This is a genomic window from Lederbergia sp. NSJ-179 (genome assembly GCF_022867885.1).
Classification (GTDB): Bacteria; Bacillota; Bacilli; order Bacillales; family Bacillaceae_C; genus Lederbergia.
The window spans coordinates 1-24,802 of record NZ_JALIFP010000021.1 but is presented as its reverse complement, the minus strand read 5'-3'; the positions used below and the strand labels follow the sequence as shown (position 1 = coordinate 24,802).

The window sequence follows — 24,802 nt, the reverse complement described above, 5'->3', positions numbered from 1 at the left end:
AAAATACTCGAACAGAACCTATTCCATCAGCTTAGGTATTTATATTTTTGCAGCGGATTGTTTAGAAGCAGCGATTAATTCAATGGTTGCTTGGTTCTCTCCTTGATAAAGAGATTCCACAATTTTACTTCCTACGATGACGCCATCACAATACTCACTCATTTCACGTACCTGTTCTGGAGTGGAAACACCAAATCCAGCTAAAACCGGAACTTTAGAACAAGCTTTCAATTCCCGTAAATACGCCCCTACCCCGTCTTCATATTGATTTCTAACACCGGTTGTACCTTTGACCGTTACCGCATATAAAAATCCTTCTGTCCGCTTGGCAATTTGTTCGATTCTGCTCGGAGGGCTTGTCGGAGATACGAGTCTGATCAACGCAATACCGCGTTTTTCTAAAGCTGGTGTAACCAACTCTTCTTCTTCCAATGGAAGATCAGGGATAATCAGACCATCCACTCCAACCTCCTCGCAACGCTCCGCAAACTTGTCGATGCCAAAAGAATAAATGAGATTGATATACGTCATCAGGACAATGGGGATTTTTCTCGTTTCCTTCCACTCTGCTAGACTGGTTAAAATTGCCTCCAGTGTCGTGCCATTCTCAAGAGACCGCAAACCAGCCTCCTGAATAACCGGCCCATCTGCGACAGGATCGGAAAAGGGAATGCCTAGTTCCACAACCGTTGCCCCATTTTTTTCTAAAAAAAGGATTTGTTCTTTAAGATTTTCCAAGCCTCCGTCGCCTGCCATAATATAAGGGACAAAAGCCTTATCTCCTTGATTAAGCACTTGGGCGAAAGCTGTATCGATTTTTGTTTTACCCATTGTTCTGACCTCCAATCGCAGTTCGAACCGCATCTACATCTTTATCTCCTCGTCCAGATAAACAGATGACAAGGGTTTCGGATGTTTTCATTTCCTTAGCGAGCTTAATGGCATAAGCGACGGCATGGGAACTTTCCAGAGCGGGGATAATCCCTTCTGTTTTGGAAAGCAATTGAAAGGCCTCTAAAGCTTCCGCATCTGTCACCGATGTGTAATTCACACGGCCACGATCTTTTAAATAAGAATGTTCAGGCCCCACTCCAGGATAGTCTAGCCCAGCCGAAATGGAATGCGCCTCCTGGATTTGCCCATACTGATCTTGTAAAAGATAAGTCAATGTACCATGCAAAATTCCGGATTTCCCATCCGTTAGAACAGCCGCATGTTTACCTGTTTCAATTCCGGAGCCAGCCGCTTCTACTCCATAAATGTTTACCTCTTCATCTTGAATAAATGGGTAAAACATACCCATTGCATTACTGCCGCCGCCGATACAGGCGACAAGAGCGTCAGGAAGTTTTCCCTCTTGCTCAAGGATTTGCTGCTTCGTTTCCTTACCAATCACACTTTGGAAGTCCCGAACAATTTTTGGAAATGGATGAGGCCCGACAACAGATCCTAAAATATAATGAGTATCCTCTACATGGGCGACCCAATAACGAAGCGCCTCATTCACCGCGTCTTTCAGCGTTCCGCTCCCTTGAGATACGCTTCTCACCTCTGCTCCGAGGAGTTCCATTCGGAACACATTTAATGCTTGACGGCGAATATCCTCTTCCCCCATAAACACAATACATTCAAGGCCAAGCAAGGCACAAACTGTTGCGGTTGCCACCCCATGTTGACCAGCTCCTGTTTCAGCCACAACTTTCCTCTTGCCCATTCTCAAGGTCAATAACGCCTGCCCGATCGTATTATTAATTTTATGGGCACCGGTATGATTCAAATCTTCCCGTTTTAAATATATTTTGGGACCCCCCAATTGTTTGGATAAATTTTCGGCAAAATAGAGCGGTGTTTCCCGACCGATATATTGTTTTAAATAATAATCCATTTTCTCTGCGAACTCAGGATCCTGAATGGCCTTTTCATAGGCTTCCTCTAATTCCAATACAGCGGTCATCAATGTTTCCGGCACAAAGCGCCCCCCATATGGTCCGTATTTTCCTTTTTCATCTGGTGATGTGTACAGAGCCATTTTCTTCACTCCTAGATGTTTTATTTGGTTGATATGCTTTTACTGTTTGGATGAATTCTACTATTTTAGATGCATCTTTTTCCCCATCTGTTTCTACACCACTTGAAACATCCACAATTTCTGGATGCACTTTTGCCATGGCTCTTTGCACATTTTCAGCCGTCAGTCCTCCAGCTAAAATAAGACGATCATTCGGTAGATGTTTTTCCTGTAATAAATTCCAATTAAAAGGAATACCGCTCCCACCTGCATATTGAACACCTGGACTATCAAGCAGATAATAAGCACAATCATAGTCCTTAAGCTGATTCAAATCTTTTTCTTCTTTGATCGAGAAGGACTTAATGACCGGGATCTTAAGACCTGCACACAATGCAGGTGATTCATGGCCATGCAATTGCACATAATCGAGGTTGGCGAGACAAGCGATCCGCTGAATTTCTTCTTTACTTTCGTTGACAAATACACCAACCGATTTCACATGAGCAGGCAGTTCCTTGATAATCTCCGCTGCCTTTTCAGGTGAAATTCTCCTTTTACTATTCGCAAATACAAACCCAAGCAGATCCGCCCCAGCTTCCACAGCGGTTTGGGCTGTTTCTAGCTTCTTGATGCCGCAAATTTTGACTCGCACTTATTCCACCACCTTGGAGAAAGGAATTCGGATCTCACTCATCGTTTCCTGGATATTACTAGAACGCATTAACGTCTCCCCAACGAGAATTCCTTTTGCCCCTGCTTCTCGAACCCTCTCTACATCTTCCTTTGTCTTTATCCCACTCTCACTAATGAATAAGCAATCCGTTTGCTGTAAAAGAGAGGCTACCCGTTCGGTTACAGCCAAATCTACTTCAAAGGTCTTTAGATTACGATTATTAATGCCGATAATATTCGCGCCAATATTTAGGGCAGTTTCTGCCTCTTCTTCATTATGCACCTCAAATAAAATATCAAGCTGCTGAGATTGTGCATATTTATATAACTCTTTCAATCTTGTTTCAGGTAAAGCAGCTGCAATGAGAAGAATGATGCTAGCACCATGATCTTTCGCCGCATCGATTTGGACTTCATCAATAATAAAATCCTTACATAAAAGAGGCACATCGACCGCTTGAGCCACTGCTGATAAATCTGCCATCGACCCTTTAAAAAACTGGCGATCCGTTAAAACAGAAATCGCACCTGCCCCTGCCGTTACATAGGCTTTTGCTTGAGCAACTGGATCAACATCAGGGTTAATGATTCCTTTAGAAGGCGATGCCCTCTTCACTTCTGCAATAACGCTCATGTTTTCTGTATGGATAAAATGATTATAAAGGGAAACCCGTTTTTTCGAAGATTCGGTCTTATGTCCACTATAGATAGCTTTTAATTCCCGAACTTCTAATTTCTTTTGCTTAAGAATTTTATCAAGGATTGTCATTCATACCACTCCCTGTCGCGATTTTTCACTTTTTCTAATTAAAAATTCTAATTTTTCCATCGCAGCCCCAGAATCAATACTATGTTTGGCATATTCGATTCCTTCTTGGATCGTTTCCGCCTTTCCGTTTGCAAAAATGCCAATGCCTGCATTCAGTAATACAGTATCACGAAAAGGTCCGTCATCTCCTCTTAATACACTAAGCATAATTTGAGCGTTCCTTTCAGCATCCCCACCTAAGATTTCTTCGTTCGCATAATAAGAGAGTCCCACATCTTCCGGTTTTAAAAGGATCGAAGTTAATTGCCCATTTTCTAATACGACTAGATGATTCTCCCCTGATAATGACCCTTCATCAAGAAAGCCTGAACCGTTAATAATAACAGCACGTTTTCGGCCTAACTTTCTCAACACCTCACCCATAAGCATCAATTTATCGCGCCGATAAAGGCCAAGTAATTGTGTATCCAATTCAACAGGATTTGTTAAGGGGCCGATCAGATTAAATATCGTCGGAACACGTAAATCCTTCCGCACTTTCATGACTGCCTTCATAGCTGGATGAACATGGGGGGCATATAAAAAGGATATACCATTTTCTACTAATAATTCCTTTGTTTCCTCTGGTGTTTGATCAAGAGAAACCCCAAGATACTCTAGTACATCAGCACTGCCTGTTTGGCTTGAGATACTTCGGTTTCCATGCTTTGCTACTTTGATGCCAGCCCCTGCAATGACAAAGGCGGAAGTTGTACTGATATTGAAACTGCTGGAACCATCTCCCCCGGTTCCACAATTATCCATAACACTTTCAGTCAATTCCAAATTCGCAGGGGATTTTTCTCGAATGGCTTGCACCAATCCGGCGATTTCTTCCGCTGTCTCCCCTTTGAGGGCGAGTAAACCAAGCAAAGCACCAGACTCACTCTCTGAGGCCTCTCCTTCAAATAAAATTCTTCCCGCGTCTCTCATTTCCTCTATGTCTAAAGATTCTCCAGCCATTAATTTTTGCAAATATGTCTTCATTTTCATTCTCCTTTCTGGATAAGGGTAAAATATAAAAAGCCCCCTGTCCCAAACATAAAGTCTATGTCTAGAACAGAGGGCGAAAAGTCGCGGTGCCACCTCTATTGAGGAATAAATCCTCATCTCTAATCCTGTTAACGGTGGAAGCCGGATTTCCCTACTTTAGTTTGTTCAGGAAATCTCTCGTAAGTCCATTCCATTCAGCAGTACGTGCCGGGATCTCACCAACTCCGACTCTCTATAACGCCTTACCAAATGTACTCTTCTTACTCAACGATTTTATGTCTATGTTATTTTTTAAAAATTCACTTTATAAACGAGCCTAATCATACAAAAAGGGCCCCTCATCCAAAGGACGAGGAACCCGTGGTACCACCTTTATTAGCTGAATACAGCTCACTTTAACAGCAACAAGCGACTGACTTCGCCTATGCCCAGTCTCTGTTAACGCCAAGACTAGAACGCCAAAGCCTACTCCCTGTCTGGTTTCGGTTTGGAGGCTCAGAAGTCCATTCACTATTTTTGCACACCGGTTTGCACCAACCACCGGCTCTCTTCAATGCGACAAAACAGCTACTACTCTTCGTCACTGCCAAAATCATCATGTAAATTTTGAATTATTTAACATAATAACTTTATAGAACAGAAAAGTCAAGAGGCTTTTTATTTATTTTAAATATTTTTTGCTATTTTTCTTGTTTACGGTTATTTCACCCCGTGGATTTTTTCCATTGTAAAACCTCTGCCTAAAATTTCCGAAGCATTAAGGAAAATCACAAAGGAAGATGGTTCCTGTTCCTGCAGAACTTTTTTCAAATAGACGGCTTCTGCCTGCTCAACGACACATAAAATCATTGTTCGTTCTAAATTCGTGTACCCACCTAATGACTTCACCTTTGTGAGACCCCGATCAATTTCCTCCCGAATAATTTGCTGCACCTTCTCTTCATTTTCCGTAATAATCATCACAAGCTTGGTTGGAGAAGTTTGAAGTTGGACAAAGTCAATCACTTTGCTGGTAACATAGATCGAAATAAGGGCGAATAAGGCGAGTTCTAAATTTAAGACAAAAGCCGCACCTACTACGACAATCCCATCCACAATCAACTGTGAAAAACCGCTCGATAAGCCCGTGTATTTTTTTAGCACTTGAGAAATAGCTGCTGTTCCACCTGTCGAACCTCCACCACGGTACACAATTCCAAGTCCAACCCCAATGAGAATTCCTCCGTAAATGGCGCCAAGCATAGGCTCATGAAGATTCATATGGATTCCTTGCGTCAACCAAATAACGAACGGAACGAAAACTGTCCCAATTAATGTTTTTACCCCAAAGTCTTTCCCTAACAGCCAAAGACCTAGGAAAAATAGAGGTATATTAATGGCCGCTTGCACCAACGCAGGATTCCAATGAAAGGCTTCATAGAATAAGGTACTAACACCTGAAATCCCGCCAGCAGCTATTTTGGCTGGCAGCAAAAAGATATTATAAGCAAGGCCTACTAAAGTGGCCCCAAACATAACCATTAAATATTCCCAGAGTTGAGAATAACTCGATTTAGAAACAGACATTCTCCTGCACCTACCCTTTTCTGTTTAAACATTGATGATATTTTTAACTCAAAGTAGAGTAAACCCTTATCAAGGATACCATTTTATATAAAGGGAGAGAAATTTTTATATAGGGGAGAAGTTTTGTAGGGAGGCTTTACTCGAGAAAGGGATGAAGACTCAAGCCGTCTTCATCCCAATAGTGGAACCCGGGTTACATTCACCCATCGTTTTGTCCAAAACTTCCTCTTTTATCTCGTTCATTCTTTTCTCGCTTTTCGACGAGTTCATCCGAGATATCATCAATAGGCATAACCAATTGATCACGTTAAGCTTGTTTTTCACGATCCTTATAGAAAGCCTTGTCTCGATCATTTCGTTCCTTCAATGCTTTGTCACGGTCAATTTTATCTTGAGTTGGATGATGCTTCATCTTTTCTCCCTCCTTCGTTAGTTCTTCTATTCCTTAAGGGAGCTACGATGAAACATCCTAATTACAATCTGTAAAATTTTCCCGTGTTTTGATAAAGTTGCTGGTAAATACTTTCTAGACCTTCTTTTTTAACTTCTGCAATTATCTTAATGGACTCATGAATCATTTGAGGATGGGTCATCTCTCCTTGGAATGGATTCTCAAACGGCCATGGCCCATCTGTTTCAACCATCATAAGTTCCACCGGATACTGCTGAACTAAAGCCTGTATTTCCTGTTCATACACAACATCAGGCGTAATCGAGATGAAATATCCTTGGTGAATCATGCGCTCGATCGTTTTTTGGTCCCCTTTGAACCAATGAAAATGGGCATCCCGAATTTTATACTTTTCCAACAGATCACAAACCAGCCCAGCATCTTCATAAACAGCATGGAGCACAACAGGCTTGTCCCATTTTTTCGCAAAAGCTAAAAATTGCTCCAATAATTCGATATACCCTTCGATTTTCAACGCAGGAACTTCCTTACGAGTGTAATAAGGCAGCCCAATTTCTCCGACAGCGATCATGTCATTTACATGCTCTTCCATCCATTGAAACAATTTCTGCTGTTCCTTTTTAGATGGTAATTCTTGCTCTGGGTGAAATCCGAAAGCTGGCTTTACTTGTGAATAGATTGTTGCCAATTGCCAGTTTTTCTGACAGGAAGCAAGATCATAAGATACCGCAATCAACTTTGTACAATCAACCGCATCTAAATCAGCCATAATCTGTTTGATCTCATCCTCTTCATAATGATCTAAATGGATATGGGCATCGATTATTCTTCTATTCATGCTGATTCCCCCGTTTTACAAAACTTGCCAACTCTCGTTTCTTCTCTAAAAATTCATTGGATAATAGGAGGTTATGCATGCGCGGCCTTGCGAATGGAACGACAAATTGATGAATCACTCGTGCTGGATTTGTCGATAGCACAAGAATACGATCAGATAAAAATAAGGCTTCATCCATATTATGGGTCACAAAAAGTATCGTTCTTCGATAGTTGGACCAGATCGAGAGTAACCATTCATGCATGTCTTCCCGCGTAAAATCGTCCAAAGCGGAAAAAGGTTCATCCAAACAAATTAACGATTGGGGACTTAATAAAGCGCGTATAAAGGCTACCCTTTGCTTCATTCCTCCAGATAAAGCACCGGGAAGAGCGTCCTCATATCCCCCAAGACCGGCCTTCTGAATCATCTCCCGAGCTTTTTCCTCCTCTTTCTTTCCTCGGAGTTCTTGTCCAAGCATGACATTTTGTAATACCGTCCGCCAGGGAAGTAAGGCCGGCTGCTGTGGCATATAGCTGATCGATCCTCGTTTTCCCGTCATATCCTGTCCATCCAAGATAATCGATCCTTCTTCTGGTACCAAAAGTCCTCCAATCAGTTGAAATAACGTACTTTTCCCACTACCAGAGGGTCCGAGAATGGTGACAAATTCCCCTTCGTTGACTTGAAATTGAATATGATCTAACACTTTCCGTCCCTGGAAACTTTTCGAGACCTCGTTAATCCATAATGTCCCCATTATCTCATCTCCTCCCGTGTCCAACGAACCAACCATTTTTCAGCTATTTGGATGAACACAAAGAACAGCATGCTCAAGATCATAATGATAAAAATAGCGACAAACACTCGATCTGTTCGGAAGGAAGAAGAGGCAAGCGTCATATAAACCCCTATTCCTTTTTTTGCGCCCAACCATTCTGAAATAACAGCCCCCATCACACTGTATGTAGCCGATATTTTCAAACCCGAAAACAAAGCTGGGAGGGAATGAGGCCATTCCAGTTTTGAAAAAATTTGCAGCTGAGAAGCTCCTGCCATCAACATATATTGTTTCATTTCGACTGGCGTATGGCGGAATCCGCCCAAAGCGGCAACCGTCACCGGGAAAAAACAGACAAGTGTGATCACGATTAGTTTTGGAAGCCAACCAAACCCGAACCAGATGACTAATAAAGGGGCTAAGACAATGGTTGGAACGTTTTGTGAAAGTATTAATAGCGGGTATACCGCCTCCTGCACCCCTGGAAGTAAATGAAGCGCAACAGCCACCAGGATCCCAATCGAACAACCAATCAAAAAACCAGCCGCCGCTAAGCCAATCGTTGATTGGAGATGGGGAAGAAATCGCTCATAACCCGTTACCGCCTCTTTCAAAATCATACTTGGTGCTGGCAACAACCAACTGGGCGTTTTGAATAAACGAACAATTCCTTCCCATAGGATAAGGATCAGAAGGAGGACCGCTGCCGGTCTCCATCCTTTCCTCCAAACCGCTCCCATTATCGATATTTCTCCGTCAGGGACCCCATCGTAATCCCATCTGGTTTATAGACGATTTTCACTTGGGAAATAACGCTTATGCTCCCTAACTCAATCATTCTTTGATTCATTTTTTCAATGATCGACATAATTTGGGACAAATCCCCTTCCATCGTTGTTTCTAATGGATGAACCTCGTATTGAACACCTGATTCCGCGATGATTTTGATTGCCTCATCTACAAGTGGATAGGTGTCTCCACCATTTGCTAATTTGGGGATAATTTGGATGCTTACTAATGCGTTTGCCATATTTCTTCCTCCTTATTTAGGTAAAAACTCATTTGTAAATGCTTGCTCTACATCGATTTCTTTTTCTAGAACCTTTTTCTCCAACATCCAGTCCATATAATTTTGCCAGATCTCTTGTTTTTGCTCGCCCCAACGCGGAGCATCGTCTTGGTAGCGGGATGCTAACCATTCTTGACTTTTACGAACAAGATCAGCATCAAGATCTGGTTCCGCCTTGATTAAAATTTCCGCTGCCTCGCTTGGATCATCGATTGCTAGTTGGTATCCTTTTGACACAGCCTTCATAAATGCTCTTACAGTGTCAGGATCCTTTTCAATCATGTTCTCACTTGTTGTAAGGACAGGGGTATAATAATCTAGCTTGTCCGAGTAATCCGTTAAATAAATCATATTGAGTTCTTCTCCGCGCATCTCTGCCTCCACACCCGTCCAAGCATAATAAATCCAAGCAAAATCAATATCTCTTTGCACCGCTGTAAAAAAATCCGTGTCCCCCATATTAATCACATCCACTTTATCAAAATCCCCGCCATCTGCTTCCATCAACGAAGTCAGAACCGCTTGTTCTACCGGGGCACCCCAACCGCCGTATGTCTTCCCTTCAAAATCACTCGGTTTTTTAATATTTTTATCAACCGGTGAGGCGAGACCGGATGTATTATGTTGAATAATCGCTCCAATTGACACAATCGGAACATCTTGAGCCCTTGCTTCGGTAAGACTTTCTTGGGCACTGATGCCGAACTCGGATTTACCCGATGCGACTAACTGATCCGCGCCCGCTTCACCCGGAAGAATAATATCAACATCTAATCCCTCTTCTTTAAAATACCCTTTATCGCGCGCTACATATAACCCCGTATGATTGGTATTTGGTGTCCAATCGAGAACAACGGAGACTTTCTTCAAGCTTGTATCGTTTTTCTCTTCTGTTGTCCCACTACATCCAGCAAGTAAAAGAAAAACGAGCAAACTGACGCCTAACCATTTTTTCATCTCTTTTTCCCTCCAAAGATAGGAAAGTGAACCGTAAAGACCTATCATGAGTTTTATAAGGATTTTAAAAACTTATTGGAAAAATCTCATGATGATGGCTATACAACGAAAAAAGATGCCTCAGTTGGAACCTGGGCATCTTGAAAGAACATTCATCGTGGTGAATGGATTCATGTTCCCTTCGCTGGTCTTAACCAGGGCAGGTTCTAAGGGTCAGCATCTCGAGGATGCACTCTCAACCGGCATAACCGGTCCCCCCACATTCCATATACTATTATTTTCACAATCTATTATAGCAGATTGCTTCACAAAAGCCAGATCAAAGACTTATCAATAAGAAAGGGACACTGAGAAAACCATGATGACAATAAATATAATGATGTAAAAAATAAATACAAGCGCAATGCCCCCAATCATGACAATTAAGTAGGCTTTTGCGAATAAATTACGCGGCTCCTCTTTATCCACCGCCCATATAATTAACATAACAATATTGACAATGGGAATAACGAGCAAAATCATTGTAACTATCCAATCTTTTAATGTCATATTTTTTTCTGACTGCATTCCATTTCACCTTCCTTTACTTACTAAAATCCTTTTATTGATGTTTATGACAACATTGTACATTTTACTATTAATTCCAGGGATTGCCAGATAATTTTTGACACTTTTTCTGTATTTTCCAAGAGAGAGATTCCTATTTTGTTATATTACTTGATCTTACACCTGGATTTTGATCAATTAGAAAGTAATTCGCCGCCAATGCAATTACTTTATGGCGCCTATTATTTTCCTTATTGGTTGATCATCCCAAATTTGCACTTCAATATACCGCTCCGGCCCTTTATTTCCTTCAGGATTCCATTCTTGTGGTAATCCACATATATGTATGACTTGATAAATTTCTTCAAGCGTATAAACTTGGCCTCGATAGAAATTTCCATCCTTATATCTCATGGTTGGAAACAAATCACCATATGTAAAACTAATTGTATACGGATCGAATTCCGTTATCGGGATTAAAAGATCTTTGCCCCTTGGATACCAATCTAACAACCACGAACACTCCCCGAATGTCATATAATGTGGATGACCTCGAACCGGTTTTCCACCCTTCGCAATAAATAAGTTTCTCGCCTTCCATTCTAAACTACGACGAATCTTGAGATAGTCTAAGGATCGTTTGCTTGCAAATCCCTTCTTTTTTATTCTAATATCGTTCAGAACCTGTTCTGCCTCTTCTAAATCGAGATCTGATAAATTACGGAAAGGCCCAGCTGATTCATCATAGTAATGATATAGGAAATCGACCATCAGTTACCTCCCCTTTACGTTTCGTTCATCTATCTTTAAGCCCCCTTATCCTTATCTATCACATCTCTGTAGGAACGTCCTGTAACCTCCCATATGAACCTCTTACATGGCAAATTAATCTTACTCGAGACAATTTTTATTACAGACTAACAAAAGTTTACATTTCTTCCTTCATAATGAATACGAAAACACATTCAGTGAGGTTTCATCTTATTCCCTAGGAAGAATAATTCTTTATGTTGCTTCTAACGCCGTTTTATTCCCGCATTATTTTCACAATATAAGTTATTCACAATCTGTCTCTATACAAAAATAAGCGTATCCCAATTCGCGGGATTCGCTATACCTAAATTGCATTGCTAAAGAAGCCATATTTTAATCAATGATTTTGAACTAACTCTAATTTTTCTAAATCAATGGTGAATTTTCCATTCATTAAGATATCAAGTCCTATGAGCCCGTTGATACCCCAATCATCTAAATTCCCAAAATCCAGCTTCATTTCTGGTATTTCATGTGTACCAAGCTTTATATAATCAACTGGTTTTCGGAAAGAATATTCCTCACCGCCAATTCCGTACGCACTAACCAAAGAATCTTCATTTTCAAAGAAAATACCTATATCTTCTACAACGTCGGATGAAATAAGAGTATGTGCTGCACCCGTATCGATAATAAGCTTATCTATTATTTTCGTTTTTCCTTTATACGAAATCGTCATCTCCACTTCGAGTAACCGATTCACTATCTCTAACTTCATAATCTCATACCTCTTAAGCCTGTTGGAGTTCTCATTTCAATCACAATTTTTTCGGAACCAGTATGATAAACAATGGTATTGCCTTTTGATTTAAGTAACTCTTTTGTTGCCAATTTAGAATCTTCAATCACATTGATTAATGCAACATCCGTTACAATTTTCCTATCATCTATTAAGTAAAAATCAAGGATAGTAAGCTTTACATATTGATCTGGGTATAGTTTACGAACTTCTTCCCATTTCATTGTTTATCACTCCTTATTTTGTAACTATCATTACCATAGCATATTCCCGTGACAACTTAAATAATGATTACCTTCACAAAGTGGCGGAGTAAATCAGAACGTGAATTTCTGGCCTTTACCTAAAAAACTCTATTGTCAATCAACAGTTATTCCCCTAATTCAATTACCCCTATATTTATATTTGGATAAAGTTACCTCGCTCCTCTATAGGATTATCCTTTAATTTCCCATATGAACTTCTTGAGAAACAAGTCAGCCTTAGCATCCCAGGCATTTCACTTTTAAATAAGTGAAGGCCCGATTTGCTCGGACCACAAGAGGTTCCGCTCTTCATTACAAAAACGGATATTAGGTAAAGTTCACCTTATTCCCTAGGCAAAAATATCTTTTAATGCTGCTTCTAAATCTGGATACTGAAACTTGTAAGAAGAAGTCAAAGCTTTTTCAGGGATTGCCCTTTGCCCACACAGCAGCATTTCACTCATTTCGCCTAATAGGGCTTTCATCGCAAAGCTGGGAACTGGAAACCAATGAGGACGATGAAGGACATAGCCAATCATTTTTCCGAAATCAGCCATCCTTTTAGGTTCAGGTGCTGTTACATTCAGAGGCCCCTGGATATCAGATTGTTCGATCGCATAGCTGATCAATCCTGCTACATCCGCTACGTGAACCCATGAAACCCATTGTTTTCCTGAACCAATCGTTCCTCCGACCCCAAGCTTATATGGTAGAGACATGAAAGGTAAAGCTCCCCCTTTTTTCCCGAGGACAATGCCAAATCGGGCATATACTGTTCGCACTCCCCATTTTTCCGCTGTGGAAGCTAACTCTTCCCACTTTTTCACAACCGTTGCTAGAAAGTCATGAGCGTTTGAGTGTGCCTCCTCTGTGAAGGTTTCGGTTTCTGACATGCCATAATAGCCAATGGCAGACGCATTCACAAGCACTTTCGGCTTTGGATGTAGGTTTTCGATTATCCGTAAAACTTCCTTTGTGGCTGTTATCCGACTTTGGATAATTCTTTCCTTCTTTGCTTTTGTCCATCTTAGTCCATTAATAGATTCCCCGGCCAAATTCACAAAAGCGTCTACCTTTTCCACTTGTATTTCAGGTTGACTGTTGTGGGTTAACCATTCTACATATTGCAATCGCTCTGATGATTCGAATTTAGAAGGATTTCTTGTTAAAATGGTTACTTGGTTCCCTTCATTTAATAATCGCTGTTTTAATGCCTGACCAACAAAGCCACTGCCACCTGCAATCACAATATGCATGAAATGACTCCCTTTCTATGTTTCATCTATGTCATTAATCTTAGGACTATCTTCTGTCTCTCGTGTGAGATAAGACACATATTTCTAGACTCCCACTCTATGATCATTTGTTTCCAAAAGTTAAGGCTGCTTTATATACCTCCTGAAACGGCAAATTGTGCTCAAGTGCTGCTTGTTTCACATCCTCGTATTCTGGAAGAGCGCGGATGACATGTCCATGTTTTATCGCTTGTTTGATCCGAATGCGACCGTACGGCGTATTGGTATTCACTATTTTTCTATCTAAAATCGTTCGGGTAGATGGATAAGACCGGACCCCAAGTGTTGTTGTTTCTTCTAATAAAATATCTGTTAAAGCAGACTCTAATTCTGTTGGTGCAAGAGTTGTAAGTAATATTCCCGGACGATTTTTCTTCATATAAATTGGGGTGTGATACACATCTAGGGCACCTGCTCCCAATAGTTTTTCCATCGTAAATCCAAGTGCTTCTCCAGTCATATCATCCATTTGGCATTCTAAAATGGAAATCGTTTCCGATTGCTCTAGATCACTTGTTTTTTTTTAAGTTCTTCTCCAATCATGATTCTAAGTACATTCGGACGGTTGGGGATGTCTCTAGTCCCTGCACCATATCCAATGGCCTCCATATTCAACGCAGGTAATGTTCCGAAGTCATCTGCTTGACTCACTACAATAGCTGCCCCTGTCGGTGTGGTTAATTCATATGTTAAATCTGTAGGTGCAATCGGAATATTTTTCATCATATCCAACGTTGCAGGAGCTGGAACGGGATAAATCCCATGGGCGCAACGAATACTGCCGGAACCAAGCGGAACATGCGCGGAAATGACTCTTTCAATCTCTAATTCTTCTAAAGCGATCGCAGTCGCCACAATATCGACAATCGAATCCACTGCTCCAACTTCATGAAAATGAACGTTTTCGATAGGCATATTATGAATTTTCGCTTCAGACTTAGCAATCGGCGCAAAAATTTGCTTACTACGTTCTTTCACACCCGATGAAAGTTCCGATTCCTCAATTAACTGAAGAATGTCCGCATAGCTGCGGTGATGATGAGAATGCCCATGATGATCATGATCATGACTATGGTGATCGTGGTGATGATTATGATGGTCATGGTGATGATTGTGAACATGATGGACTCCATCGTTCTCATGTTCGTGATGGTGATGGCTATGATCATGGACTTCGTTCACATGGTGATGATCATGCTCATCTTTTTCTAAAAGAACCTCAAATTTCGTTGAGCTAATGCCTTCCTTCATGACCTTTCGAACAGCCAATTGATAGCCGGCAAGATTCAATTTTTCTAATTCCTGCTGAATTTTTTCAAAGGAGACGCCTGCATCAATCAGAGCCCCCACCATCATATCTCCACTAATTCCTGAAAAACAATCAATATAAAGAGTTTTCATTTTATTTTTTCTCCTCTGAATGAAAATGTTTTAAAAAATATGTACGGCAAATTTGTTCCGCAGTCTTTGCTAATAATATTTCCGCTTTTTCCATTGCCACTTCAAGGCTCATTGGACCATTGACCATGCTGTAAATTCCGATCACACCGTACGGGTATAAGGTTTCAATGTTTTCTCCAACAGATCCTGCAACAATGATAGTAGGAATATACTGTTTTTTCGCCATTTCCGCCACGCCCATCGGCGTCTTACCAAAAGCTGTTTGGAAATCTACCTGGCCTTCACCTGTCAAAACAAGATCTGCACCAGCAAGTTTTTCCTCTAGCTTCGTAAACTCTAAAACAACATCAATCCCCCGTTTCATTTCTGAAGGGAAAAATGCCTGAAAAGCCCCTCCAATACCACCAGCCGCTCCTGCACCTGGACGGTCATGAATGCGGATACCTGTTGTTCGTTCAATCAGGTCGGCCCAATGGGAAAGATTTTGGTCAAGGATTTCAACCATCTCCGGAGTGGCTCCCTTTTGTGGACCAAATACATGACTAGCTCCATTCTCACCAATAAATGGATTATCGACATCAGAAGCAATGAGAAAATGGCTTTCTTTGATCCTTTCATCTAATCTGTCTGTTATCACTCTATCAATATGACAAAGCTCACCTCCACCGAAACCAATCTCATTTCCTTCTACATCTAATAGCTGCAAACCAAGTGCTTGCAGCATACCCGCTCCCCCGTCATTCGTCGCAGATCCTCCAAGCGCTAAGACAAAATGGCGATATCCCAAGTCCAATGCTTTCTTGATTAATTCTCCCGTACCATATGTAGTCGTTTTCAAAGGATTTCGCTCAGAACTTGCGATTGTATGTAACCCAGAAGCACTGGCCATTTCAATCACACATGTTTGACGATCTCCAAGTACACCGAACTGAGCCTGAACAGGTTGGCCAAGTGGACCTGTAACCGTAATCTCTATTTCTTGTCCATTTGTTGCAGCGACAAGATTCTCCATTGTCCCTTCTCCCCCGTCTGCAACGGGTACTAACACCGTTTCAGCATCTGGAAACGCCTTTTTGATTCCTCGTTCGATCGATATTGCTGCCTCTTTCGCACTTACACTCCCTTTAAAAGAATCTGGTGCTATGACAATTTTCATCTAACTATACCTCCGTCGTTTATTTAACATTAAAATTGAAAATACTGAACATAATAATTTCGAGCCTTTTCAAATCCTACTTTTTTCGCAACAGCATTGGAAGGGAGATTTTCCTTCATGCAGTCCCAATAAGGTATGAGTCCTCTACTCATACAATCTTGTAAGTAGGCAACTGCGACAATTTGTGCTAGGTTTTTCCTCCTGTATTCCTCTAATGTTTCTACATCTGTTACAGAAAAAGCATTTGTTATAAATCCTGAAAAACAAAAACTCACAATTTTATTATGATAAATGATGCAATACCCTATGCCCTTATCTAAAAAATCTTGTATAGAATCCCAAAAACTCAAAATTTTATCGTGCAAGAAGGAGCAATTTTCAATTTCATTCGATCTCAACAAGGGACCTGATACTTTGACCAGTTGATAACCGGGTGGTAGTTCAATTGCTGGTAACGTTATACCATTTCTTTCACGCAGTATATAAACATGTTGTTCTTGGGTTTCTACATTTTTATGTTTAAAAATATCGTGTATCGTGCGATCCCAATCTGGGTCGCCTCCGCTCGCTTCAAACCAGTCCATTCCTATCTTTTTCGCTTCGGACTTAATATATTTATCAACGAAAGGACCGATCTCTTGATTAAAGTTTGTATTGAAACAATCTCCAATAAAATTAAAGCCGATATCCATCGATTTAAACCAGATGAGTCCTGTAGTCGGGTAATCTTTATTATCAACAAATATTCTCCCAGGATTATTCCCCGAAACTACAGCAACCGACTCAGGAATATTTTCATTTACCAAACTTTTGCATTTATAAAATTCATCTTTTTTTAATTCATATATCATGTTTCCAATACCATCCTTTATTTTTCACATAGAACCTTGGTCCTTTTTCATCCGTATATGCCGCCGAAACAAAACAAGTAGCGTCTTTCCAATTACTTATCCCCCACCTTCGGCTTCTTTCGTTCTCTGAAGTCCTGGGGTGAGGGAGGGTTAATGCAAAATAGGATCACTTATATAACCCATACGTCTTATTGACATCTTGTATAAAGATGATCCCATTGCCCGGTTCATCTATCTTAAGCTTTTTCTTTATCGCAGAGACAATGGGTTCAGTGCTGTCTTTTTCTGACAGAATCATGACAACCTCTTTCTCCGGTTCAATTTCCATTGAAAATAGCTTACTTGTTTCATGTATTCCCGAACCCCTTGCATTCATGATCGTACCACCTTTAGAGCCTGCCTCAGTCGCTGCATCGATCACATACTCTGCATTCCCTTTTTCTACGATCACTGTAATCGCATGATACATGATAGGATCTACACCTCTTTCCTCTTTTATATAATCACTTTTACAACTACTAGATCCAATTACTTGACAAACAGAGGTAGTAAATGCAATGCCGTGATTGGGTTTATGAAACTTAAATTTCATATCAAGCTGTTCAAGAGCTTGATCAACCGTTTTTTTATGGCCGACCATGAAGACAATCTCTTTTCTAACGTCAGATAAAGCCAATAATTCCAAGAGGCGGCTTTTGATTGTGCCTTTTCCCAACACTACCGTTCCGCCTGAAATACCGTATTTCTTAGCCGCCTGCATGACTTTGCTTCCTAATCCAAGATTGACAATAATACAAACCCGCTCAAGATCGGTTATTTCAGAATGACTCGACATTACGTTCTACCCCTTCCTTTTTAGATTTTAATTTGAAAACAAGACCTAAAATTTGCAAAGCGATTAGAGGAGTCATCGCCACCATCGCAATCATACCAAATCCATCTATTAAAACATTTGCCCCTTCTATCGCTTCGGCAGCACCTTGTACAAAGGCTAATATAAAAGTAGCGGTCATTGGTCCTGATGCAACACCACCAGAATCAAAGGCGATCCCAACAAACAGTTTTGGAACAAAATAAGTCATAGCGATCGCAATCACATAACCAGGCAAAAGATAATGCCATAATTGAAGATCCGGTATCAATACCCTTAATATCGATAAAAGAACGGCCAAACCTACACCTATCGAAAGGGTGCCCATCACCACACTTCTCTTTACATACCCACTCGTAACATCCTCTATCTGATGGGTCAGAACATGAACAGCGGGTTCAGCCAATATCGTAACGACTCCTAAAACAAAAGCTACAATCATAACATATGCTTTATTATCTAAAGAGGCTATGCTATGTCCTACAGCACTACCAACATCCATAAAACCGGCATTCACACCGACTAAGAATAATACGAGTCCTATAAAGGTGAATAATAATCCCATCAATATTTTTCTGACAGCTTTCTTAGACATTTTAAAGGAAATTTTCTGAAATACAAGGAAAACTAGTAAAATCGGTAATAAAGCCACAATAATTTCTTGAGATATGGTGGGAAGCTTTTGTATAAAAGGACCGATAATCGAAGGTGAGGTCGTTTCTATCTGTTCAAGACTGCCAGTCATTTTATCCGTTTTCGAAATGATATTCATAATCATAACAAAGATGATAGCACCTGTAGAAGCAATGGCCACTAATCCAAAACTATCTTTCTCTGAGGCTTTACTATCCTTTTTCAGCATCGAAACGCCTAGGGCAAGGGCTAAAATAAACGGAACTGTCAACGCACCAGTAGTAGCACCTGAAGCATCAAAGGAAATGGCTAAAAATTCTGGTGATGTAAATAAAGCAAGTACAAAAATGATCAGGTACAAAACAGTCAATAGTTTATAAAGCGGGATATTATATACACTTCGAACAAGTCCTGTCGCAATGAGAACACCAATTCCAATGGAAACAACCACAACAAGGCTTGATTTCGATATCAGACCTGAAGTAACGGAATCAACTTGCCCTGCGAGGATATGCAAATCGGGTTCAGCAATAGAAATAAAAAAACCAAGTAAAAGACCGGCTATTACGACAATCCAAATTTTATTTGATTTTGCGATTGTGGCACCCATAGATTGACCAATAGGCGTTATCCCAATATCGATCCCAATTAAAAAAATAGATAATCCAATGATAATCAAGACGGCACCAATGATAAAGCGGATGATAAGGGATGAATCAAGAGGGGTTAAAGTAAAATTCAAAATCAAAACAATGACAGTAATGGGGAGAACAGCATACAATACCTCTTTTAATTTCGAACCTAGTGCATTCAAAAACAAATCACTCCTTTCAAACTTATTATAATGTAAAACTTCAATTAGGGGGAGTTTAGACCTCCAGGATGCAGGCCTTTTCTTTATTGGGATAAAACAAGAAAAAGTCTGTTACAAAAGAGACCTATTATCCCTTAAGTGACAGACTCCACCTAAAAATCAATATAAAATTATTATACTTGTTCCTCTTCAACTATCACGTATTTATAATTATTATAGCATGAAAGTGTATCATTTGGAGGTTTTAAAATTCAATGCCACATATATAGTCTATGAATGAAAATGAAGAAAATGTGGATTGCAATCTAATTTTTGACCTTTCAAGGGAGATTTCCTTTCATTCGCTTCTCCCTCCATAATAGGATTGCAAATAATTGGCGCACGTTAACAGATGCCTGTGTCAGTAGACAATCGTAGCATCATTGCCAAAGGTGATTACTTTTCCCATAATCTAAGCTCCTTTAATGGCACGGAATTTTTCCATGTATTGTTGAGCCATTTCGGTTACCTTGTCAAAATCTCCTGTTTTTGCTGGGGCTAGAAGATTTCCACCAACACCTACGGTTACCACCCCCGCGTTGAACCAGTCTTCCATATTTTCTAGACTAACGCCTCCTGTGGGCATAATATTCAATTGAGGCATTGGTGCTTTCAAGGCGCCTACAATACTTGGACCATATGCACTTCCAGGGAATAATTTGATGATATCGACACCGCTCTTCAAGGCAGTCTTCATTTCCGTTATGGTCATGCAGCCTGGCAAATAAGGAATTTGATACAAATTGCAAATTTCCGCTGTATCCGGATCAAAGCTTGGGCTAACGATATACTGAGCACCGGCCATGATCGCTAAGCGTGCTGTTATCGCATCCAAAACAGTACCTGCCCCAATCACGACTTCTGGTTGATTTTTATACATTTCCACTAACTCACCAATGGCTTCATCTGCCTGAGGGACGGTAAAAGTTAGTTCAATCCCTTTCATTCCTCCTTTCACAATGGCATGGCTGGCTTTAAGTGCTTCTTCCTTCGTTTCGCCGCGGACTACCGCGATAACGCCAGCTTGTTCTAAACGATTCAAAATAGTTACTCGCTGCATGGGCCATTCTCCTTTTCTATTTTTAATGAGGTCAGTGAACCCCATTGACAATTTAAAAACAAAAAATATACTTGTTACAAGAATACACACCCTAAATTACAGGAAAGAAGGGACTTATTTTTTGAAAAAAACAGAGTTTATTATTCAAGACTTATTAAGCAAAATATATCAAAAACAATTTCCTAATGGAAAACTTCCCGACCAGCGAACCTTAGCGGAGATGTATCAAGTGTCTCGCTATACCATCCAAGAGTCAATCAAAAATTTAAATGAAATCGGTGTGATTAAGGTCGTTCAAGGTTCAGGAATGTATGTTTACGACAACTTACAGAAAAATCCGTTGATCTTTAATTCACTGACCCGCACACCTTATGATCGTATTTCTTCAAAAATGATTGAGATTTCCAAAGTGAAATCAACACCGAAAGATGCACAGATCTTTCAGTTACATCCATCGGAAGAAATTTGGATATTCCAACGTGTACGTATTGTCGATTTTAAAATAGAGCAAATTGAGGTATCTAAAATGCCAGTATCACTTTTCCCAGATCTCAGCAAAGAACATGTAGAACACTCTATTCAAGAGTATGTCCAAAGCCGTGGCTATGAGATTTCTCACTATATCACTAGCTATACACCCACCGCAGTGACCAAGGAACATGCGAAACTACTTTTGTGTAAAAAGGGAACGCCCGCAATGAAAATTGCCAACCGCTGTTTGCTCCATGTTGGGAGAGTATATGAATACAGTGAGTTAACGGCCATTGATTACACCTGCACATATATTACCCCATTTGACAAAGAAATGCATCAAGCAAGACAAAGCTAAATTTACTACCAATTAGCTTTGTCTTGCTATTAAGGAGTGATTAAAGTGCCATCAGGAATCCGACTTTGTGTCCATTCATGTGGTCGATATTCTACAGGAAATTCATCTGCTAATCCTTCTAGAAAATCTACACCAATACCTGGGCGATCAATGGGGTAGAAGTATCCCTTTTCTGGTACTGGAATGTTTTGGAAGATCTTTTGGGTATTCTTAGGTACATCAATATTTTCTTGAATCGCAGCATTATGCAAATGAATATTCAAATGTGTATTAACTGCTAACCCGATGGGTGTAATATCCGATGGTGTATGCCAAGCCATTCGTACCCCCATCACATCACAAAAATGAGCTAATTTGAGCGCAGGCGTAATCCCACCAATTTGTGAAACGTGAGCACGCATATAATCTAGCTGCCGTTCAAGGACTAACTTTTTCCATTCCATAGGATTATTGAACAATTCCCCTGTAGCAATTGGTGTAGAAGTTTGACTGCGGATTTGTGCCAGCCATTCATTTTGATCTGGTGGTAAAATATCTTCTAAAAAGAACAAGTTATATTTTTCCGCTTTTTTCGCGAATTGTACGGCTTGATTGGGGAATAATCGCTCATGGACGTCATGCAGCATCTGGAAAGTGTCCCCATATTTAGCAGCGATTGCTTCAAACATCTTTAATGTCGTGTTCATGTATTCATGTTGGTCGAAATAAGTCCCTTTGATTGCTTGTTTAGGGGTGTTCAGTTTTGTGGCATTGCCGCCATAAAATCCCAATTGACAGCGAATGTATTGATACCCCTCCGCCAAAAACTTATCAATTTCTCCGTATAATTCATCTAAATTATTCGCAACTGCATGAGTGTAGGCGGGAATGGCGGTGCGTGCTTTTCCACCTAGTAATTGATATAAAGGCATGTCTGCTCGTTTTCCCTTAATATCCCATAACGCCATATCCACACCTGAAATGGCATTATTTATAACGGGTCCGTTTCTCCAATACGCATTCACAGTCATAACATGCCATAAATCTTCAATCTGATTTGCATCACGGCCAACAAGAAGGGGTTTCAAGTACTCATCCACGATACACTTAACGGCTAGTGGTCGAAATTGAAAAGTGGCACATCCTATACCTGAAATGCCTTTGTCTGTTTCGACTTTTACAACGACAAGATTGTGACGATCTGGTTTGATCGCAAAACTGTCGCAAAAGAGATTATTGCAAATATTGGCGGCAAAGAAAATGTCAACAACGCGTGGCATTGTATGACGCGTCTTCGTTTCGATCTTAAAGATAAAGATAAGATCAATTATGACAATCTTAATCAGAATCCTGCATTTGTAGGAGTCAAATATCAAAGCGATCAACTCCAAATCGTGATTGGTACAAATGTAGCGGAATACTTTACACCCTTATCCAAATTACTAGGACTTGAAAGCGGCGAAAATCGCAAACAGGAAAAAGGAGAGAAAAAGGGCATTGTTTCCCTCTTTATGGACACGGTATCAGGCGTTTTCGGTCCAATTGTTCCAGCGATCGCAGGGGCTGGTATGATCAAGGGGTTAATGGCTGGTCTTGTTGCTCTGAATATCATCTCAGATACAACGCCAACATTCCAAGTCATTGACATGCTTGCCAGTGGCGTATTTACATTTTTGCCATTTTTCGTAGCTGCTTCTGCTGCCAAAATCTTTAAAACGAATCAATACTTGGCGATTGCGATTGCTGCAACGATCCAATTCCCAACGATGATCGCTGCTGTAGAAGCCGGAGATATTTCTCAGTTTTTATTATTTGGCTTCCTGCCAGTGCCGGTCTTCAATTATGCAGGTACAGTTATTCCGATTATCTTTGCCGTTCTAGCATTAAGTTATATTTACCGTGGTGTCGATAAAATTTTACCAAAAGCTTTGCGAACCGTCTTTACTCCAACCTTCTCCCTATTTTTGGCTGGATTATTAACCCTTGTAGTGATTGGACCAATCGGTATTCACTTAGGAAACCTATTAGCGAATGGCGTAAGCTGGTTGTTTACCATTTCACCTATTTTAGCGGGAGTCATTGTTGGTGCGATTCGGCCGATTGCTATTTTAACTGGCTTGCATCATGCCATGACACCTATCGCCCTGCAAAACTTTGCCAATCAAGGCTATGACATGTTAATGCCAATGATGTTCATGGCCAACATGGCGATTACGGGGGCAACTGCTGCGATTTATACAAAAGTAGTTTCAAAAGAAGAGAAGTCCATTGTTGTTTCTTCCGCTGTCTCTGGCTTACTGGGCATTACGGAACCTGCACTTTTCGGGGTTTTAACAAAGTATAAAAAAGCATTTATTGCTGCAACAATCGGTAGTTCTGTTGCTTCTGCTTTTATTAGTTTCTTTGGCGTTCGTATTTATGGCTATATTCTTTCAAGTATCTTTAGTCTGCCCGCTTATATCGGTCAATATTTTATTTTTGCGGTGTTAGGCATTCTTATTTCACTCATACTATCCTTTGTCTTGGCGTACATGATGGTGCCAAAACCTAAACAAGTAGAAGATAAAGAAGATAAAGAAGATAAAGAAACATTTGAAGGTCAAGTTGAATTGCGTTCCGTAACGGATGGTGTTTATCTGCCTCTTGAAGCTGTGGGAGATGAGGTATTTTCAACAAAACTAATCGGTGATGGCTACGCAATGAAATCAAATACCGGGGATATCTATTCTCCAGTAAGCGGGACAATCACCACTGTTTTTCCGACGAAGCATGCAGTGGGGATTACGACTGAAAACGGCATTGAAATCCTCATTCACATGGGAATTGACACAGTTAGCTTAAATGGTCAAGGATTCGAGGTCTTCGAAAAAGAAGGAGAGAGTGTCACCCCTAAAACGAAAGTGGCGCATATGGACTTGAAAGTATTGGAAAATGCCAAAAAAGATCCTTCAATTATTGTCGTGATTACCAATATGGACAAGGTTGAAAGAATTTCTAGTAAAGATCAATTAAAAGGAAATCAGCAACCAGGAATCATTTTAAAAAAGGCTATTTTGTCCATTTAGTAACTCGGGAGGTGCCGGGCACCTCCCAAATTATAAGGACCGGGGACTGTCAGCAAGGATAATATATATAAGCAACGAAGTAGGCATAAAAATTAAAAATATGAGTCTCACAGCAAAAGAGGATATCCCAAAAAACTCAGCTATCCCTCCACAAACACCATATAATGACTTATCTTTGACCACTCCCATGTCTAAAGAACATGGGATTCTTTTTCGCAAACATTTCCCTTACAAACCTCCAGGGAGGGTGCAGAGGGGAAACTTGGGCGAACAACACTGGATGATCCTTTCCAGTGGGCAAGGTCTGTGCCGACTACGCCATCCGTATGGCGATACTTTTATCTCTTTTAGCTTATTCTTTGGATTTCTTGCTTTTTCTC

General features: G+C 40.5%; 27 protein-coding genes, 1 riboswitch and 2 other annotated features. Of the genes, 2 read left to right on the top strand and 25 right to left on the bottom strand.

Annotated elements, in window-relative coordinates; all coding sequences use genetic code 11:
- Positions 1 to 39 precede the first annotated feature (39 nt).
- From trpA to MUB24_RS14840, 23 genes are all read right to left on the bottom strand, one after another.
- Positions 40 to 831 carry a tryptophan synthase subunit alpha gene (trpA, locus tag MUB24_RS14945; RefSeq protein ID WP_244705436.1) on the bottom strand — a complete coding sequence of 264 codons (792 nt, stop codon included), beginning with the start codon at positions 829 to 831 and terminating at the stop codon, positions 40 to 42.
- Positions 824 to 2,029, bottom strand: a complete 1,206-nt coding sequence (gene trpB, locus MUB24_RS14940) for a tryptophan synthase subunit beta (RefSeq protein WP_244705434.1) — start codon at positions 2,027 to 2,029, stop codon at positions 824 to 826. The genes trpA and trpB overlap by 8 nt, the downstream gene beginning before the upstream one ends.
- Positions 2,004 to 2,663 (bottom strand): phosphoribosylanthranilate isomerase, encoded by a 660-nt coding sequence (locus MUB24_RS14935; RefSeq protein WP_244705432.1) that lies wholly within the window; start codon positions 2,661 to 2,663, stop codon positions 2,004 to 2,006. The genes trpB and MUB24_RS14935 overlap by 26 nt, the downstream gene beginning before the upstream one ends.
- A complete protein-coding gene (gene trpC / locus MUB24_RS14930; protein ID WP_244705430.1) occupies positions 2,664 to 3,452 on the bottom strand; it encodes an indole-3-glycerol phosphate synthase TrpC in 789 nt (262 codons plus the stop codon).
- Positions 3,453 to 4,478 (bottom strand): anthranilate phosphoribosyltransferase, encoded by a 1,026-nt coding sequence (trpD, locus tag MUB24_RS14925; protein ID WP_244705428.1) that lies wholly within the window; start codon positions 4,476 to 4,478, stop codon positions 3,453 to 3,455. It abuts the gene before it with no gap.
- A 72-nt stretch (positions 4,479 to 4,550) separates the two neighbouring features.
- Positions 4,551 to 4,761: a binding site (T-box leader), on the bottom strand.
- A gap of 65 nt (positions 4,762 to 4,826) precedes the next feature.
- Positions 4,827 to 5,077, bottom strand: a binding site (T-box leader).
- A gap of 106 nt (positions 5,078 to 5,183) precedes the next feature.
- On the bottom strand, positions 5,184 to 6,050 hold the full coding sequence (locus MUB24_RS14920; protein ID WP_244705426.1) for a YitT family protein: 867 nt from the start codon (positions 6,048 to 6,050) through the stop codon (positions 5,184 to 5,186).
- Between the two features lie 473 nt (positions 6,051 to 6,523).
- Positions 6,524 to 7,300 carry a TatD family hydrolase gene (locus MUB24_RS14915; RefSeq protein WP_244705424.1) on the bottom strand — a complete coding sequence of 259 codons (777 nt, stop codon included), beginning with the start codon at positions 7,298 to 7,300 and terminating at the stop codon, positions 6,524 to 6,526.
- Positions 7,293 to 8,039, bottom strand: coding sequence for an ABC transporter ATP-binding protein (locus MUB24_RS14910; RefSeq protein ID WP_244705421.1), 747 nt, complete (start codon positions 8,037 to 8,039; stop codon positions 7,293 to 7,295). Before MUB24_RS14910 ends, MUB24_RS14915 begins: the two co-directional genes overlap by 8 nt.
- On the bottom strand, positions 8,039 to 8,800 hold the full coding sequence (locus MUB24_RS14905; RefSeq protein ID WP_244705419.1) for an ABC transporter permease: 762 nt from the start codon (positions 8,798 to 8,800) through the stop codon (positions 8,039 to 8,041). The genes MUB24_RS14910 and MUB24_RS14905 overlap by 1 nt, the downstream gene beginning before the upstream one ends.
- Positions 8,800 to 9,090 (bottom strand): thiamine-binding protein, encoded by a 291-nt coding sequence (locus MUB24_RS14900; RefSeq protein WP_244705417.1) that lies wholly within the window; start codon positions 9,088 to 9,090, stop codon positions 8,800 to 8,802. The genes MUB24_RS14905 and MUB24_RS14900 overlap by 1 nt, the downstream gene beginning before the upstream one ends.
- A 12-nt stretch (positions 9,091 to 9,102) precedes the next feature.
- Complete coding sequence (locus MUB24_RS14895) at positions 9,103 to 10,086, bottom strand: ABC transporter substrate-binding protein (protein WP_244705415.1); 984 nt, start codon at positions 10,084 to 10,086, stop codon at positions 9,103 to 9,105.
- A 159-nt stretch (positions 10,087 to 10,245) separates the two neighbouring features.
- A riboswitch (TPP riboswitch) is annotated at positions 10,246 to 10,355 on the bottom strand.
- Between the two features lie 61 nt (positions 10,356 to 10,416).
- Positions 10,417 to 10,653 carry a hypothetical protein gene (locus MUB24_RS14890; RefSeq protein ID WP_244705413.1) on the bottom strand — a complete coding sequence of 79 codons (237 nt, stop codon included), beginning with the start codon at positions 10,651 to 10,653 and terminating at the stop codon, positions 10,417 to 10,419.
- A gap of 204 nt (positions 10,654 to 10,857) precedes the next feature.
- A complete protein-coding gene (locus MUB24_RS14885) occupies positions 10,858 to 11,403 on the bottom strand; it encodes a hypothetical protein (RefSeq protein WP_244705411.1) in 546 nt (181 codons plus the stop codon).
- A 379-nt stretch (positions 11,404 to 11,782) separates the two neighbouring features.
- The gene (locus MUB24_RS14880) at positions 11,783 to 12,163 is read right to left on the bottom strand and encodes a retropepsin-like aspartic protease (RefSeq protein ID WP_244705409.1); all 381 of its coding nucleotides are present in this window, start codon (positions 12,161 to 12,163) and stop codon (positions 11,783 to 11,785) included.
- A complete protein-coding gene (locus MUB24_RS14875) occupies positions 12,160 to 12,408 on the bottom strand; it encodes a hypothetical protein (protein ID WP_244705407.1) in 249 nt (82 codons plus the stop codon). The genes MUB24_RS14880 and MUB24_RS14875 overlap by 4 nt, the downstream gene beginning before the upstream one ends.
- Before the next feature lie 371 nt (positions 12,409 to 12,779).
- The gene (locus tag MUB24_RS14870; protein ID WP_244705405.1) at positions 12,780 to 13,685 is read right to left on the bottom strand and encodes a TIGR01777 family oxidoreductase; all 906 of its coding nucleotides are present in this window, start codon (positions 13,683 to 13,685) and stop codon (positions 12,780 to 12,782) included.
- 103 nt (positions 13,686 to 13,788) lie between these two features.
- Positions 13,789 to 14,193, bottom strand: a complete 405-nt coding sequence (larC2, locus tag MUB24_RS23310) for a nickel pincer cofactor biosynthesis protein LarC2 (protein ID WP_280517007.1) — start codon at positions 14,191 to 14,193, stop codon at positions 13,789 to 13,791.
- A 35-nt stretch (positions 14,194 to 14,228) separates the two neighbouring features.
- Complete coding sequence (gene larC / locus MUB24_RS14865; RefSeq protein ID WP_280517006.1) at positions 14,229 to 15,125, bottom strand: nickel pincer cofactor biosynthesis protein LarC; 897 nt, start codon at positions 15,123 to 15,125, stop codon at positions 14,229 to 14,231.
- A 1-nt stretch (position 15,126) separates the two neighbouring features.
- Positions 15,127 to 16,281: a glycerate kinase gene (locus tag MUB24_RS14860; RefSeq protein ID WP_244705403.1), complete on the bottom strand. Its 1,155-nt coding sequence runs from the start codon at positions 16,279 to 16,281 to the stop codon at positions 15,127 to 15,129.
- A gap of 29 nt (positions 16,282 to 16,310) precedes the next feature.
- Positions 16,311 to 17,132: a GNAT family N-acetyltransferase gene (locus MUB24_RS14855; RefSeq protein ID WP_244705401.1), complete on the bottom strand. Its 822-nt coding sequence runs from the start codon at positions 17,130 to 17,132 to the stop codon at positions 16,311 to 16,313.
- Positions 17,133 to 17,298: 166 nt separating this feature from the next.
- Positions 17,299 to 17,967 carry a P-II family nitrogen regulator gene (locus tag MUB24_RS14850; protein WP_244705399.1) on the bottom strand — a complete coding sequence of 223 codons (669 nt, stop codon included), beginning with the start codon at positions 17,965 to 17,967 and terminating at the stop codon, positions 17,299 to 17,301.
- On the bottom strand, positions 17,951 to 19,450 hold the full coding sequence (locus tag MUB24_RS14845; RefSeq protein WP_244705397.1) for a DUF1538 domain-containing protein: 1,500 nt from the start codon (positions 19,448 to 19,450) through the stop codon (positions 17,951 to 17,953). Before MUB24_RS14845 ends, MUB24_RS14850 begins: the two co-directional genes overlap by 17 nt.
- Positions 19,451 to 19,901: 451 nt before the next feature.
- Positions 19,902 to 20,549, bottom strand: coding sequence for a bifunctional 4-hydroxy-2-oxoglutarate aldolase/2-dehydro-3-deoxy-phosphogluconate aldolase (locus MUB24_RS14840; RefSeq protein WP_244705395.1), 648 nt, complete (start codon positions 20,547 to 20,549; stop codon positions 19,902 to 19,904).
- Positions 20,550 to 20,670: 121 nt separating this feature from the next.
- Between MUB24_RS14840 and MUB24_RS14835 the strand changes: the two genes are divergently transcribed.
- On the top strand, positions 20,671 to 21,378 hold the full coding sequence (locus MUB24_RS14835) for a GntR family transcriptional regulator (protein ID WP_244705392.1): 708 nt from the start codon (positions 20,671 to 20,673) through the stop codon (positions 21,376 to 21,378).
- Positions 21,379 to 21,407: 29 nt separating this feature from the next.
- Here MUB24_RS14835 and MUB24_RS14830 read toward each other — a convergent pair whose 3' ends face one another.
- Complete coding sequence (locus MUB24_RS14830; protein WP_244705390.1) at positions 21,408 to 22,637, bottom strand: enolase C-terminal domain-like protein; 1,230 nt, start codon at positions 22,635 to 22,637, stop codon at positions 21,408 to 21,410.
- On the opposite strand from MUB24_RS14830, the gene MUB24_RS23510 reads away from it, so the two are divergent.
- Entirely contained in the window at positions 22,551 to 24,422 is a 1,872-nt protein-coding gene (locus MUB24_RS23510; protein ID WP_244705389.1) for a glucose PTS transporter subunit IIA, read from the top strand. The genes MUB24_RS14830 and MUB24_RS23510 overlap by 87 nt on opposite strands.
- Before the next feature lie 30 nt (positions 24,423 to 24,452).
- On the opposite strand, the gene MUB24_RS14820 is transcribed toward MUB24_RS23510, so the two are convergent.
- A complete protein-coding gene (locus tag MUB24_RS14820) occupies positions 24,453 to 24,611 on the bottom strand; it encodes a PspC domain-containing protein (protein WP_244705526.1) in 159 nt (52 codons plus the stop codon).
- Positions 24,612 to 24,802 lie beyond the last annotated feature (191 nt).